Genomic DNA, 12,203 nt, shown 5'->3' on the forward strand with positions numbered 1-12,203 from the left:
GCTCAACCGGAGAGCCAGCTGAGGATCTTGGCCGTCAGCTCCTCCTCGTCGACCGGTTTCGCCACGTAGTCGTCGGCGCCCGCCTTCAGGGCCTGGGCGCGGTCGCCCGGCATCGCCTTCGCGGTGACCACGATGACGGGCAGGTCTGCGCGGCCCGGCAGCCGCCTGATGGCCTTGATGGTCGAGTGGCCGTCCATCCCGGCCATCATGACGTCCATCAGCACCAGTGCGATCTCGTCGTGGGCGGCGAGCAGGTCCAGGCCGGCCCGGCCGCCGTCGGCCGTGAGGACCCGGAGCCCGTTGCCTTGGAGGACCACGGTGAGGGCGAAGACGTTGCGGGCGTCGTCGTCCACCACGAGCACGGTCCGGCCCGCGAGGCCGTCCGGGGAGCCGGAGCCGTCCGGGCGGTCGGCGGAGGAGGCGCCGGGGTCCGGAACGGCGGCGTCGGCGGGGTCCGGGGAGGCGGCGTCCTTCGCCGACCGGGGCACCGGCAGGTAGAGGGTGAAGGTGCTGCCGCGGCCGGGGGCGCTCTGTGCCTGGAGGGTGCCGCCGAGGAGGCCGGCGACCTCCCGGCTGATCGACAGGCCCAGGCCGGTGCCTCCGTAGCGGCGGGCGGTGGTGCCGTCGCCCTGCTGGAAGGCCTCGAAGACGTTGCGGAGTTGTTCGGCGGGGATGCCGACGCCGGTGTCGGTGACCCGGAAGGCCAGGACGTGCCCGGCCCCGGCCAGGGCCGGTGGGGTCTCGGCGGGGGAGGCGTACTCGACGGTCAGCGTCACCCGGCCCTGGTCGGTGAACTTCAGGGCGTTGGAGAGCAGGTTGCGCAGGATCTGGCGGATGCGCGCCTCGTCGTCGACGAGCGTCTCGGGCACGTGGTCGGCGAGGGTGACGGTGAAGTCGAGGTGTCGTTCGTCGGCGATGGGGCCGAAGGTCGTCTTCAGGTACTCCAGGAGCTGGCTGAGCGGGAGGGGTTCGTGCCGGATGTCCATCTTGCCGGCCTCGACCTTCGACAGGTCGAGGATGTCGTTGATCAGCTGGAGGAGGTCGGAGCCGGCGGAGTGGATGACCTCGGCGTAGTCGATCTGCTTCTGTGTCAGGTTTCCCTCGGCGTTCTGGCTGAGCAGCCGGGCGAGGATGAGCAGGCTGTTGAGCGGGGTGCGCAGTTCGTGGCTCATGTTGGCGAGGAACTCGGACTTGTACATCCGAGGTGCGGGACAGTTGCTGGGCGCGGGCCTCCAGCTCCTGCCGGGCCTGTTCGATGACCAGGTTCTTCGCTCCGATGTCCTTGTTCCGCTCGGCCAGGAGGGCGGCCTTCTCCTTCAGCTCGGCGTTGGAACGGTGGAGTTCCTGCTGCCCGGCCTGTAGTTCCCGGGTTCGGGAGCGGAGCTCGTCGGCGAGCTGGCGGGACTGGCCGAGGAGTTCGTCGGTGCGCAGGTTGGCGGCCAGCGAGCTGAGGACGGCTCCGGCGCTGACGACGAACCGGTCGAGGAACTCCCTGCGGAGCAGGGTGAAGGGCTGGAGGGAGGCGAACTCGACGGCGCCGAGGACCTGTTCCTCGACCACGATCGGCAGGATGATCAGCATGCCGGGGTCACCGGAGCCGACGCCGGAGGCGATCGTGGCGTATCCGTGGGGGAGGCGTTCGACCACGAGGGTGCGCCGGTCGTGGGCGGCCTGCCCGACGAGGGACTGGCCGGGGCGGAAGCGGCGCGGTGGGGTGTGCGGGGGGAGCCGTAGGAGGCGGTCATGACGAGTTCGGTGCCGTGCTCGCCGTCCGTGGCGAGGAAGAAGGCGCCGTACTGGGCGCCGACCAGCGGCGGTATCTCGGTCATGATGAGTTCGGCGATCTCGGGCAGGCTGCGGGTGCCCTGCAGCAGGCCGGTGATCCAGGCGAGTGTGGTCTGCAGCCAGTCCTGTTCCTGGTTGGCGCGGGTGGTGGCGCGCAGCGACTCGACCATCGAGTTGATGTTGTCGCGCAGGTCTTTGACCTCGGCGATGGCGCGGACCTGCCGGGTGAGGTTGCCGGCGAGTTCGTTGACGTTCTCGGTGAGTCGTTTCCAGGTGCCGGAGAGGCCTTCGACCTCGGCCTGGCCGCCGAGTTTGCCTTCGGTGCCGACCTCGCGGGCGACCCGGGTGACCTCGGCGGCGAAGGAGGACAGCCGGTCGACCATGGTGTTGATGGTCTCTTTAAGTTCCGGGATCTCGCCGCGTGCGTCGACTCTGGTCTTGCGGGTGAGGTCGCCGCCGGCGACGGCGGTGGCGACCTGGGTGATGGAGCGGACCTGGTTGGTGAGGTTGTCGGCCATGGTGTTGACGCCGGAGGTCAGCTCGCGTCAGACCCCGCGGGAGCGGGGTTGGCGGATCCGGCCGCCGAGCAGTCCCTGTGCGCCGACCTCGTCGGCGACCCGGGTGACCTCGGAGGTGACCAGGGAGAGGTGGCCGACCATGTCGTTGTAGACGGCGGCGATCTCGCCGAGGATGCCGCCGCCGGTGTCGGGCAGCCGGACGGACAGATCGCCCTCTCGTACGGCGGTCAGCCCGGCGAGCAGCCGCCGCAGGCCGTCCTCGTCGAGTTCGGTCTGCGGCACCGTCGGGTCCGGGGTGGGGCCGTGCTCTGTCATGGACGACCTCGCACAGGGCGAGTGAGACGGGCCCGGGCTCAGGGTGCACGGAGGTCCCGCATCCCCTTCCACTCTAGGCCGGGCCCGGTGCGTCGAGGCGGGCCGTTGTCCGCACCTCGAACCACACGGCCTTCCCGCGGACCCGGGGACGCAGCCCCAGGCGTCCGAGGAGATACGGCTCGTGCCCGGGAGGGGACGCGCGTGGGCCGGTCATACGGTGCTGCTGCCCCCCGCCCGGCCCGCCGGACCGCGCGGTGGGGGGCTTCCCGGGATCAGTCTCAGGCGTCGGCGTCGGCGTCGGCGTCCGCGAGCGCTGCGTCGGTGTCCGCGTACACCCGGAAGACCTGCAGGGCCCCGGTGATCTCGAAGATGCGGCGCACCGGCGGTCGCAGCCCGGCCAGATCCACGTGACCCCCTCGGGCGAGCATCCGCAGCCGCGTCCGCAGGAGCACGTTCAGACCGGTCGAGTCGCAGAACCGCAGCCCCGTGCAGTCGACGACGACGCGCACGGCTGCCGCGTTCTCCTTCAGGGCGTCCCGCAGGGGGGCCACCGTGTCGTGCTCGAGCTCGCCGTCGAGCGCGAGGACGACGGTCCCGGGACGTCCGCCGTGCCGGTTCACCACCAGGAGACGGTCTGCCCGCGAAGTCCTCGCCTCTTCCGTCCGGCCGGCAGCCTCCATGGGGTTCACCTGCCTCCTCGCGTACGACTCCGAGAGCCTCTGACGCCGGACGCCTCTCGCGCCCGGTTCCGTGGCCGGGCCCCTGTGCGGCGGTCCGGAACACCTACATGACTCCTGCCCCGTTTCGCCCGTTTCTGACATCCGAAGCGCGTTCGATCCGTCTCCGGATCGTCAGGCACTTGCCGCATCGTCCTGGAGGAGGCCGTTCCTGAGTTCGCCGAGGATGCGGGTGAGCAGCCGCGAGACGTGCATCTGGGAGAGGCCGACGCGGTTGCCTATCTCCGCCTGGGTGAGTTCCTCGCCGAAGCGGAGTTCCAGGATGCGCCGGTCGCGGTGGTCGAGCCGGGCGAGCAGCGGCCGCAGCGCCGTGAGCGATTCGATCAGCTCGTACGAGGGTTCCGAGCTGGCCAGGTGGCGGGCGGCCGAGCCGAGGACGGCGTCGTCGTCGCCGGCGGGGATGTCCAGGGACCGGGCCGCGTAGCCGTGGGCCGCGAGCTGGCCCTCGGAGACCTCTTCCTCCGTGAGATGCAGATCCGCGGCCAGTTCCGCCCTGCTGGGGCGGCGGCCGAGGTCCTGCTCCAGGGCGTCGGCGGCCTTCGCGAGGTCGATACGGAGCTCCTGGAGCCGGCGGGGGACCCGTACGGCCCAGCTGGTGTCCCGGAAGAACCGCTTCATCTCGCCGACGATCGTCGGCAGGGCGAAGGCGGAGAAGTCGACGGCCCGGTCGGGGTCGAACCGGTCGATGGCCTTGATCAGGCCGATCGTGCCGACCTGGACGATGTCCTCGACGGGCTCGGCGCGGTTGCGGAACCTCCGGGCGGCGAACTTGACGAGGCTGAGATTGAGCTCGATCAGCGTGTTGCGTACGTAGGCGTACTCCGGGGTCCCCTCCTCCAGGGCCCGGAGCCGGGTGAACAACGCGACGGACAGGGTCCGGGCCTCGTCCGTGGAGACGGCGCTGGGGCGGACCGGCTCGGGCAGCCCGTGGAGCGCTGTCCGGCGGGCCTGGGCCTCCCTGGTGTCCGGCCCCGGGCCGGGGCCGGCGTCGGTCAGCGTGGTGTCGGAGCGTTCTCCGGCCGTGGACATGTGTGCTCCTTCGACGGGGGCGATGGGCCTGCGTCGGCGCCGGGAAGCGGCGGCGGTGGTCCGTCGGTCGAGCGTCCTGAGGAAAGGATGCCCGCCTTGTGATGGTTTGACACGAGTCGAGAGGGAAGCCGTAAGGACATGAGGCCCCCCTGTCGGCGCGCAGGGATCGGGAGGAGGTGTCCGTGATGGACGAGGCCCGGCTCTCGGCGCGCGAACGGCGCGTTCTGGCGGAGATCGAGGAGCAGCTGAACCGGGACGTGTCGCTCGCGCGCAGCCTGCGCACGATGCGACGGGTCCCCGGCCTCCATGCGCCCTCCCTCGCCCGGGCCCGTCGGCGTCTTCGTTCCCTCGGCGTCGTGGCGCTCGGCGTCATGACGCTCGCCCTGCTCGTCCTCGCCGTCGGGACCGGGTCTCCGGCGTTCATCTGGGCGTTCGCCGCCGCGTGGGTACTGACTCTGGTCGCGATGCTGCTCCTGGTCGTCCGCTGGGCCAAGCGCCGGGCGGCGGAGTCACGGGCGGGCGAGTGAGGAGCCGGGCCCCGGCCCGGCCGCACGCGCCGCCGCCCCGGCGAGCCCGGGGCGGCGGTCGTGCGATCTCGGGATCGTGGCCCCGCTCACCAGCGGTACCAGCGGCCGCTGCCGCTGCGCATCACGAAGCCGAGCAGCCACAGCACGAGGACCGCGATGGCGATGTACCAGAGCACCTCGACGGCGAAACCCGCGCCGAACAGTACGAGAATCACGAGCAGTACGAGAAGTAGGGGAATCATGGCTGCACCTCCGCCGCCTGCGGGGCCCGGCCGACGGTCGCGGCGCGGGAACTCGGTACCAGCGCGCTTGCCCCCTCCCCCTGAGAACATGCGGGCGATATGGGATGTTTCAGACGGTGCTGGCGGGTGAGGCGCACCAGTGGTGGGGGAAGCGGCGCCGGAGAGGAGGCGCATCGTGTCGTCCGACGGAAAGCTCGACGGAAGGCTCGAAGGAAAGAGCGTTCTCGTCCTCACGACGAACTACGGGACCGAACAGGACGAGCTGCAGAAGCCGGTGGCCGCTCTCCGCGAGAACGGCGCCCGCGTCACCGTCGCCGCGCAGAAGGACGAGTCCGTCCGGACCCTCGTCGGCGACCGGAGGCCCGGAGCCGTCGTCCAGCCGGACACGACCTTGGCGGAAGCGACGGCGGACGGGTTCGACGCCGTGGTCGTGCCGGGCGGCACCCTCAACGCCGACCGGCTGCGCGCCGACGCCGAAGCGCGGCGCCTCGTCTCCGCCTTCGCCGAGGCCGGCAAGCCGGTGGCCGCGATCTGCCACGGACCGTGGCTCCTCGTGGACAGCGGGCTGGCCCGGGACCGTGAACTGACCTCGTACCCCTCCCTCCGTCCCGACCTGGAGAACGCGGGCGGGACCTGGCTGGACCGGGAGGTCGTGGTCGACCGATCGGCGGTCCACCCTCTCATCACCTCCCGCAGGCCGGGAGACCTCGACGCCTTCGCCGCGGCGATCGTCGACGCCCTCGACGACGGCGGGAAGTCGGCATGACGGGAGAAAGGAGCTCGACCCATGCGCAAGAGCAGGACGGAGAAGAGCAAGGGCAGGATCAAGGAGGCCGCGGGGAAGTCGACGGGCGACCGGATGATGGAGGCGGAGGGCAAGGCCGACAAGGCGAAGGGCACGGCCCGCGAGGCCATGGAGAAGGTCCACGAGGCGGCCGGCAAGGCCGGTGAGGCGATGAAGCGGCGCGCTTCCTAGCGCAGAGCCGTACGAGAAGCGACGCAGGGCGCGGAGGCGCCAGGGCTCCGGCGGATCCCCTTCCCGCCGGAGCCCACCGCCTGCGCTCGACGGGCCGCCCCCGCCGGGATCCGGCCACCGCGTCGTGAGACGGCATCGCGACCCGGTGGCCGCGACGTCGCCGTGTTCCCGGGCGGAGTACGGCAGTTCCTGGCCGTCCGCCTGTCCCTGACGAGGGTTCTCAGTTCTGCACACGCTGACGAGCTGAGTGATCTGTCTTTCCCTGGGGGTCGGTGAAGAGCCTCAGGAGGCCGGCGATCTCGTAGCCGGCTTCGGCAGGGTGGCGGAAGGGGGAGTCGGAAGCGATCGTGTAGCGGTTCCGGCGCGCGTCCTCGGCCCGGCTGCGTGTGAGGTACCCGGCGTCCTCGAGGTCCGAGACGATCGCCTGGACCGTGCGCTCCGTCAGTCCGCAGGCGGCCGCCACGTCGCGAAGCCGCACGCCGGGGTCGCGGGCGATTGCCAGCAGCACACGGGCGTGATTCGTCAGGAACGTCCAGCCGGATCCCTGGTCGGACTTTTCTCCCATGCACCCACTATGCCTCCTGAACAGAAGGAATGGAGGATCAAGAATTCCCGAAGGTGATTTCGTGTAATGGTCGGCGTATAGTTTATGTTAGGTGGCTTCATCAAGTTTCGGAGAGACTCAAGTCGGCCTCTGAGGCAGCGCAGTTGCCGCCGTACGAGGAGCTGAGCTCTGCTGCTGTCGGCCGCCAGGGAATCGGCCCTGGAAAGAAAAGCCGCATCCCTCGCGGGGCGGCTCGCCAGGGCGAAGGCCAGATCGATCTGTTCTCCGTCCCGTGCCGTCACGAGTCCGCACTCGGTACCCCGAGCGGGCTGTCGGGCGCGGCCGTCCGGCCGCCGGGACGGCGCCGAGGGTCTGCCCGGGCGACTGCCCCCTTTCCTCCGGCTCAGCCCTCCACACCGGTCGCGGAGTGCGGGGAGCCCACCGGTTTGGACTCGGGGGAGCCGCGCTGCCGCAGATAGACGGAGAGGATGGCCATCGCGGACACGGCGAGGAGTTCGGACTGCCAGTTCTGCAGCGAGCGGTTCCAGAAGTCGGAGGACGCGAGGTAGGCGCTCCAGTCGATCGGTGCCTGGAACTGGAGCAGTCGTTCGGCGTTGTACGCGGAGACGCCGGCGACGGACTGGGCGAACCACGACAGGAAGAAGAACAGTGCCATCGCCAGGCCCAGTGAGCGGGAGTAGACGGCCTGGCGCCAGTCCTGGGTACCAGCCCATCGGGGCGAGTCGGAGCCCGCGTGTTCCCCCGTCCGCTGCTCGCGGTCGCTCTCGGTACCCGTCCGGTCGAGGGGCTTCGACTCCGGCGAGCCGCGCTGCAAGAGGTGGACGGTACCGAACACGTAGAGGAAGAACTGCAGGAACTCCGACTGCCAGTTCTCGGTGACGTCGACGGCGAAGTCCGAGGACGTCAGGTAGGCGCCGAACCCGATCTGCTGGAGCCCCGCGACGGCCATCTGCTCGTTGAACTCGGCCCGCCCGGCGACGGCCTGGGCGGCGAGCACCACCAGGAAGGCCCCGCCGAAGACGAGGGTCAGGCTGTTGGAACGCCAGAAACCGAGGCGTTCCGCGCGGTCCGGGCCGTTTCCGCCCGTCACCGGTGCATCGCCCCGATCGCCGTGAAGTAGGCGAGGCCGCCCAGGACCGTCAGGACGACGCCGATGAACACGGACCTCATTCCGTCACCCTCCCTTCAACGAGCAGCGGTACGGTTCGTCCTGCGCCTGCGGGACGCAGCCCGCCGCGGTGACCAGCCAGCCGCTGTCGAACTGCGACAGGAACAGCGTGTCGCCCGCCATCCGCAGCAACGCGCCCCGCCCGTACACGTCGACGCCGCGTGCCGGGCCGGCCGGCGGCAGGTCGAGGTCACGCAGGGCCGGGCCGCAGGGGCCCTTGGCGTCCTCCTCGACCTCGTCGCGCGTCGCGGGAGCGAGCAGCTCGCAGCCCGCGCGGTAGTCCCCGGCCGCCAGTGCCGCGGCGAACCGCCGGCCGGCGGCGGAGGCGCCGTCCTCACGGGCCGCCGACGCGCCGCAGCCGCACAGGAAGGCCGCGACCAGCAGCACACCGGTCGCACGCAGAGGTGTCGACATGTCCTCACCCTGCCCCCGCGGACCGTCGGGTGCCGCGACGCTGTGCCGCCCGCACACGCACCTTCACCCGATCGCGCGCGAGCACGGTCTCGGCGGCCGAGGGAAGCCGCAGCCGCCACCGCGACCGGAACGATGCCGGCCGTCCACCGAGAGGAGGTCGAAACGGCCGACGGCGCCCCTGGCGCCATGGTTGCCCGCCGCCGGAGGGGGCAGGCGCCTTGCGGCTCTCCCCGACGAGAGGACTCCGATGACACCCACCAGGCGTGCGCGGTACGCCCCACACGCTTCTCGCCCCCGGCGTGCGGGCCTCGCGCTCGGGACCTTCGCGGAAGGCCTGCTCGTCATCCACGAGCGCCGGCGCGTGCGGCCGCAGAGGTCCGGCCGGACCGTCGTCGTCACCGGCGCGAGCGCCGGCGTGGGCCGCGCGGTCGCCCGCGCCTTCGGCGAACAGGGCGCGAGCGTCGCGCTGCTCGCCCGCGGCCGCCGCGGGCTGGACGCTGCGGCGGCCGAGGTCGAGCGGGCCGGCGGACGGGCCCTCGTGGTACCGGTGGACATGGCCCTGCCCACCCAGGTGGAGGAAGCGGCGGGACGCGTCGAGAGGGCTCTCGGCCCCATCGACGTCTGGGTGAACGCCGCCTTCACCTCGGTCTTCGCCCGCTTCCCGGACGTGACGGCCGACGAGTACGCGCGGGTCACCGCGGTCACGTACCTCGGCTGCGTCCACGGCACGCGTGCCGCGCTCCGGCGCATGCGCCCGCGCGACTCCGGGGCCGTCGTCCAGGTCGGCTCCGCGCTCGGCGAGGCCTCCGTGCCGCTCCAGGCGGCCTACCGCGGCGCCAAGCACGCGATCAACGGCTTCACCGCCGCCGTCCGGATGGAACTCCGGCACGAGCGCAGCGGCGTGGCCGTCACCGTCGTCCAGCTTCCCGCCCTCAACACCCCGCAGTTCTCGTGGGTCCTGTCACGGCTCCCCCGTCGCCCGCGCCCCGTGGCGCCCGTCTACCAGCCGGAGGTGGCGGCCCGCGCCGTGGTGTACGCCGCCCGCCATCCCCGCCGCGGAGAGTACCGGGTGGGGGCCTCGACGGCCGGGACGGTTCTCGCGCACCGGCTCGCCCCCGCCCTCCTCGACCGCACCGGATACGCGGCCCAGCAGACCGACGAGCGTGCGTGGCCCGTGGCCCCGCACAATCTGTGGGAGCCGCTCGACGGTCCTCACGGCCGGGACCACGGCGCCCACGGTTCGTTCGGTTCCGAGGCCGCCGGCCGGTCGCCGTACACGGTGGCGGCGCGGCACCGCGCCCTGCTGTCGGCTGCCGTGGCGGCGGCGCTGGTCACGGCCCGCGTGCTGCGCGTCCGGACGGCGCGGACCTGACGCCGCGGGACCGAGGGGCGACCGCATCCCCCGCCGGGGCGGTACGGAGCCCAGGGGCCCCGCGAGGCCGACGAGGCCCGGCCGAACGGGCGGGCGGGGCCGCGGATTTCCCGGACTGCCGCCACCAGGTGCGGACCGGTCCACTCGTCTCGTCGGCGTACCGCACCGCCCGGCCCGGGGCGGCGCGGGCCGTCCAGGTCCGGACGGCCGAACCAGGTCCGGACGGCCGCAGGCACGGCCCACCCGCCAGGCCCGCAGCCCCTCGAACAGCACGTCCCCGACGGTCGGGCGAGTCCTCACGGCTCGTTCCCGGACGGCGGCGGCAAGGGGGAGCGCAGGGCGCTCTCGCCCCGTGACCAGGCGTCCAGCACACGGCCGCCGATCCGGTCCTCCAGGAAGCAGGCGGCGGCGATGCCGAAGGCGACGTCCGGAGCGAGGTCCGGCTCGTCCTCCAGGAGACCGCCCACGACCTCACGACGCACCAGCTGCTCGTGGACGGCATCGGCCTCCACGTGCTCCTCGAAGTACCGCTGCGCGGCCGGTCCCGCGCCGGCCCTGCGCATCGCCGTGGCGATGCGGGAGGCGGCGGGCGGCGAGGTCGTCTCCAGGACGGCGAAGTGCCCCACGAGGGCCCCGCGCAGCCTCCTGTGCATACCGAACAGCGACATGACGTTCGAGGCCGCGAGGACCTCGGCGCCGGCCATGTCCACATGGCGGCCGTACGAGGGGTCGAGCCCCAGGTCGGCCATGAGCTCGGCGTAGAGCCGGGAGTGCATCCGCTCCGCCCGCCCGGAGCCGTACTCGTCGTACTCGACGGCCACCATCGCCGCCTTGGCGCGCCCGCGCAGCCGGGGGATCACCCACAGCTGCGGATCGGCCTCCCGCAGCTGGTGCACGGAGCGCAGCGCCACGTACTCGCGCAGGTGCCACAGCTCGCCCGAGGACATCAGGAAACGGGACACGCCCGTCCCGTCGACCGGCTCCACGAGCAGGGCGGCCAGCGCTTCCTCGACCTCCGGGCAGTGGCGGCAGTCGTGGCGCAGCGCGCTCTCGAAGCGGTGCTCCATCAGGGCCCGGACCCCGAGCAGACCGGGGTCCCACTCCAGGTTGTCGGGGACGCCCGCGAAGCCCCGGTGGTGGAGCTCGTAGCAGAGGTGGAGGGCGAGCTGGAGATCCTCCCCGTACGGGGCGCAGCGCGCGATGTCGGCCGCCAGGGGCAGCCGGCCGGAACCGCCGCCGCGCAACCGGTTCAGGACCTTGCGGGAGACCTCGCCGCGGGCCTCGGGCGCCTCGGGTCGGGCGTCGACGGCCGGCGAGAGCAGCGTCATGACGTCTCCGCCTCCTCGGCCGGGCCCCGCGGCACGCGCGAGGCACCCCGGGACGCCGTCTTCGCCTGCTTGTCGCCGCCCCGGAGCCGCCGGCGGTGGCTCGTGTCGCAGAACGGGGCCCGCAGGGTCCGACGGCACGTGCAGAGCGCCATCACGGGCCGCTCGCAGAGGATCACCGAACCGTCCGGCATGACGATCTCCGCGGGCCCCTCCACGAGCAGCGGACCCTCGGGGAGCGGCCGGATCCGGGGTGGGGACGTCCGGGATCGCACGCTCCCCGGTCCATCCGGTCCGCCGCCCTCCGGGACCCCCACCCCCGGGGCGCTCTCGTTCCGGGAAACAGACATCATCCACACCACCCATCGGCTGGGGCCGCGTCGGTACTGCGCGACTGCGCGACTGCCCGGCTCGCCGGCTTCGAATCACGACCGGCACGCGCGGATCACGACGAGCTCCTCCGTCCACGCCCCCGGAGCGATCAGGCCCAGGGCCGCGAACCATTCCGCCCGGGCCGACATCACGGGACCGAACGGCTCGGTGCGCCGCTCGACGACACGGGTCCGCAGCCCGCCCCGCCCGAGTGCGTCGAGCGTGGCCGCGACCCCGGAGAGCGAGGACTGGACGAGCAGGAGCACCCCGGAAGGCGTGAGGAGGCCCGGCGCCCGCACACAGATCCGGTCGAGGAGGAGTCGGCCGTCGCGTCCGGCGTCCCAGCTCCGGCGTGCCCCGCGCGAGGGCGCCCGCGCGTCCTGGCTCGGCACGTACGGCGGGTTCACCGTGACGAGGTCGAAGCGTTCACGTCCCACGGGTCCGTCCAGGTCGCCGCGCAGCACCCGGATCCGGCAGCCGTGCAGCAGCGCGTTGAGCCGGGAGGCGGCGACCGCGGCGCGCGAGACGTCGACGGCGGTGGCCCGCGCGCCCCGCAGGGCGGCGGCGACGGCGACGATGCCGGTGCCCGTGCACAGGTCGAGCGAGCGCACGCCGGGCCACAGCGCCTCGTGTCGCACCTGGGCGACCAGGAGCCGGGTGTCCGCCTGGGGCGCGTACACGCCGGGGAGCCGGCAGACGCGGAGGGCGGCCGGGCGCTCTTCGGGGGAGGGGAACCGGCGGAGGGACACGGCGGAGCCCATGGGATCAGCCTTTCGTGGTGGCGTCGGCCAGTGCGTCGACCACCTCGCTGAACCGGCCGTGCCGGTGGAAGACGGCGCGCTGTCGGGCGGCGCCGCC

Annotated in this window: 13 protein-coding genes and 1 pseudogene; 4 read left to right on the forward strand and 10 right to left on the reverse strand. The window is 72.7% G+C overall.

What is annotated here, in order from left to right:
* Positions 1–2: 2 nt before the first annotated feature.
* From GGE06_RS28470 to GGE06_RS28480, 3 genes and pseudogenes are all read right to left on the reverse strand, one after another.
* Positions 3–2,618: pseudogene (locus tag GGE06_RS28470) on the reverse strand (ATP-binding protein).
* Between the two features lie 278 nt (positions 2,619–2,896).
* On the reverse strand, positions 2,897–3,241 hold the full coding sequence (locus GGE06_RS28475; RefSeq protein ID WP_312883338.1) for an STAS domain-containing protein: 345 nt from the start codon (positions 3,239–3,241) through the stop codon (positions 2,897–2,899).
* A gap of 228 nt (positions 3,242–3,469) precedes the next feature.
* Positions 3,470–4,384, reverse strand: a complete 915-nt coding sequence (locus tag GGE06_RS28480) for a SigB/SigF/SigG family RNA polymerase sigma factor (RefSeq protein WP_116157805.1) — start codon at positions 4,382–4,384, stop codon at positions 3,470–3,472.
* Positions 4,385–4,569: 185 nt separating this feature from the next.
* Between GGE06_RS28480 and GGE06_RS28485 the strand changes: the two genes are divergently transcribed.
* Positions 4,570–4,911, forward strand: coding sequence for a DUF3040 domain-containing protein (locus GGE06_RS28485; protein ID WP_246532838.1), 342 nt, complete (start codon positions 4,570–4,572; stop codon positions 4,909–4,911).
* Between the two features lie 86 nt (positions 4,912–4,997).
* On the opposite strand, the gene GGE06_RS28490 is transcribed toward GGE06_RS28485, so the two are convergent.
* Complete coding sequence (locus GGE06_RS28490) at positions 4,998–5,153, reverse strand: hydrophobic protein (protein ID WP_116157803.1); 156 nt, start codon at positions 5,151–5,153, stop codon at positions 4,998–5,000.
* A 175-nt stretch (positions 5,154–5,328) separates the two neighbouring features.
* Between GGE06_RS28490 and GGE06_RS28495 the strand changes: the two genes are divergently transcribed.
* Together GGE06_RS28495 and GGE06_RS28500 are read left to right on the forward strand one after the other, a co-directional pair.
* On the forward strand, positions 5,329–5,919 hold the full coding sequence (locus GGE06_RS28495) for a type 1 glutamine amidotransferase domain-containing protein (protein ID WP_116157802.1): 591 nt from the start codon (positions 5,329–5,331) through the stop codon (positions 5,917–5,919).
* Between the two features lie 21 nt (positions 5,920–5,940).
* Positions 5,941–6,129, forward strand: coding sequence for a CsbD family protein (locus tag GGE06_RS28500; protein ID WP_116157801.1), 189 nt, complete (start codon positions 5,941–5,943; stop codon positions 6,127–6,129).
* 220 nt (positions 6,130–6,349) lie between these two features.
* On the opposite strand, the gene GGE06_RS28505 is transcribed toward GGE06_RS28500, so the two are convergent.
* From GGE06_RS28505 to GGE06_RS28515, 3 genes are all read right to left on the reverse strand, one after another.
* Positions 6,350–6,694, reverse strand: a complete 345-nt coding sequence (locus GGE06_RS28505) for a helix-turn-helix transcriptional regulator (RefSeq protein WP_116157800.1) — start codon at positions 6,692–6,694, stop codon at positions 6,350–6,352.
* Positions 6,695–7,076: 382 nt separating this feature from the next.
* The gene (locus GGE06_RS28510) at positions 7,077–7,784 is read right to left on the reverse strand and encodes a DUF6766 family protein (protein ID WP_184932132.1); all 708 of its coding nucleotides are present in this window, start codon (positions 7,782–7,784) and stop codon (positions 7,077–7,079) included.
* Between the two features lie 84 nt (positions 7,785–7,868).
* On the reverse strand, positions 7,869–8,276 hold the full coding sequence (locus GGE06_RS28515) for a hypothetical protein (protein ID WP_116157798.1): 408 nt from the start codon (positions 8,274–8,276) through the stop codon (positions 7,869–7,871).
* 247 nt (positions 8,277–8,523) lie between these two features.
* On the opposite strand from GGE06_RS28515, the gene GGE06_RS28520 reads away from it, so the two are divergent.
* Positions 8,524–9,648 carry an SDR family oxidoreductase gene (locus tag GGE06_RS28520; RefSeq protein ID WP_184932133.1) on the forward strand — a complete coding sequence of 375 codons (1,125 nt, stop codon included), beginning with the start codon at positions 8,524–8,526 and terminating at the stop codon, positions 9,646–9,648.
* Positions 9,649–9,944: 296 nt separating this feature from the next.
* Here GGE06_RS28520 and GGE06_RS28525 read toward each other — a convergent pair whose 3' ends face one another.
* The 3 genes from GGE06_RS28525 to GGE06_RS28535 form a co-directional block, all read right to left on the reverse strand.
* Positions 9,945–10,976, reverse strand: coding sequence for an iron-containing redox enzyme family protein (locus tag GGE06_RS28525; RefSeq protein WP_184932134.1), 1,032 nt, complete (start codon positions 10,974–10,976; stop codon positions 9,945–9,947).
* Positions 10,973–11,248, reverse strand: coding sequence for a CDGSH iron-sulfur domain-containing protein (locus tag GGE06_RS42875; RefSeq protein WP_312883339.1), 276 nt, complete (start codon positions 11,246–11,248; stop codon positions 10,973–10,975). The genes GGE06_RS28525 and GGE06_RS42875 overlap by 4 nt, the downstream gene beginning before the upstream one ends.
* 150 nt (positions 11,249–11,398) lie before the next feature.
* Positions 11,399–12,106 (reverse strand): HemK2/MTQ2 family protein methyltransferase, encoded by a 708-nt coding sequence (locus GGE06_RS28535; protein ID WP_184932135.1) that lies wholly within the window; start codon positions 12,104–12,106, stop codon positions 11,399–11,401.
* Positions 12,107–12,203: the final 97 nt, after the last annotated feature.

The sequence above is a fragment of the Streptomyces nymphaeiformis genome (assembly GCF_014203895.1).
In the GTDB taxonomy this organism is placed as follows: domain Bacteria; phylum Actinomycetota; class Actinomycetes; order Streptomycetales; family Streptomycetaceae; genus Streptomyces; species Streptomyces nymphaeiformis.

Coding starts and splice junctions, on each gene's coding strand:
- GGE06_RS28525 (WP_184932134.1), bottom strand. CDS start 10,976: ATGACGCTGCTCTCGCCGGCCGTCGACGCCCGACCCGAGGCGCCCGAG.
- GGE06_RS28485 (WP_246532838.1), top strand. CDS start 4,570: ATGGACGAGGCCCGGCTCTCGGCGCGCGAACGGCGCGTTCTGGCGGAG.
- GGE06_RS28505 (WP_116157800.1), bottom strand. CDS start 6,694: ATGGGAGAAAAGTCCGACCAGGGATCCGGCTGGACGTTCCTGACGAAT.
- GGE06_RS28520 (WP_184932133.1), top strand. CDS start 8,524: ATGACACCCACCAGGCGTGCGCGGTACGCCCCACACGCTTCTCGCCCC.
- GGE06_RS28500 (WP_116157801.1), top strand. CDS start 5,941: ATGCGCAAGAGCAGGACGGAGAAGAGCAAGGGCAGGATCAAGGAGGCC.
- GGE06_RS28515 (WP_116157798.1), bottom strand. CDS start 8,276: ATGTCGACACCTCTGCGTGCGACCGGTGTGCTGCTGGTCGCGGCCTTC.
- GGE06_RS28480 (WP_116157805.1), bottom strand. CDS start 4,384: ATGTCCACGGCCGGAGAACGCTCCGACACCACGCTGACCGACGCCGGC.
- GGE06_RS28535 (WP_184932135.1), bottom strand. CDS start 12,106: ATGGGCTCCGCCGTGTCCCTCCGCCGGTTCCCCTCCCCCGAAGAGCGC.
- GGE06_RS28490 (WP_116157803.1), bottom strand. CDS start 5,153: ATGATTCCCCTACTTCTCGTACTGCTCGTGATTCTCGTACTGTTCGGC.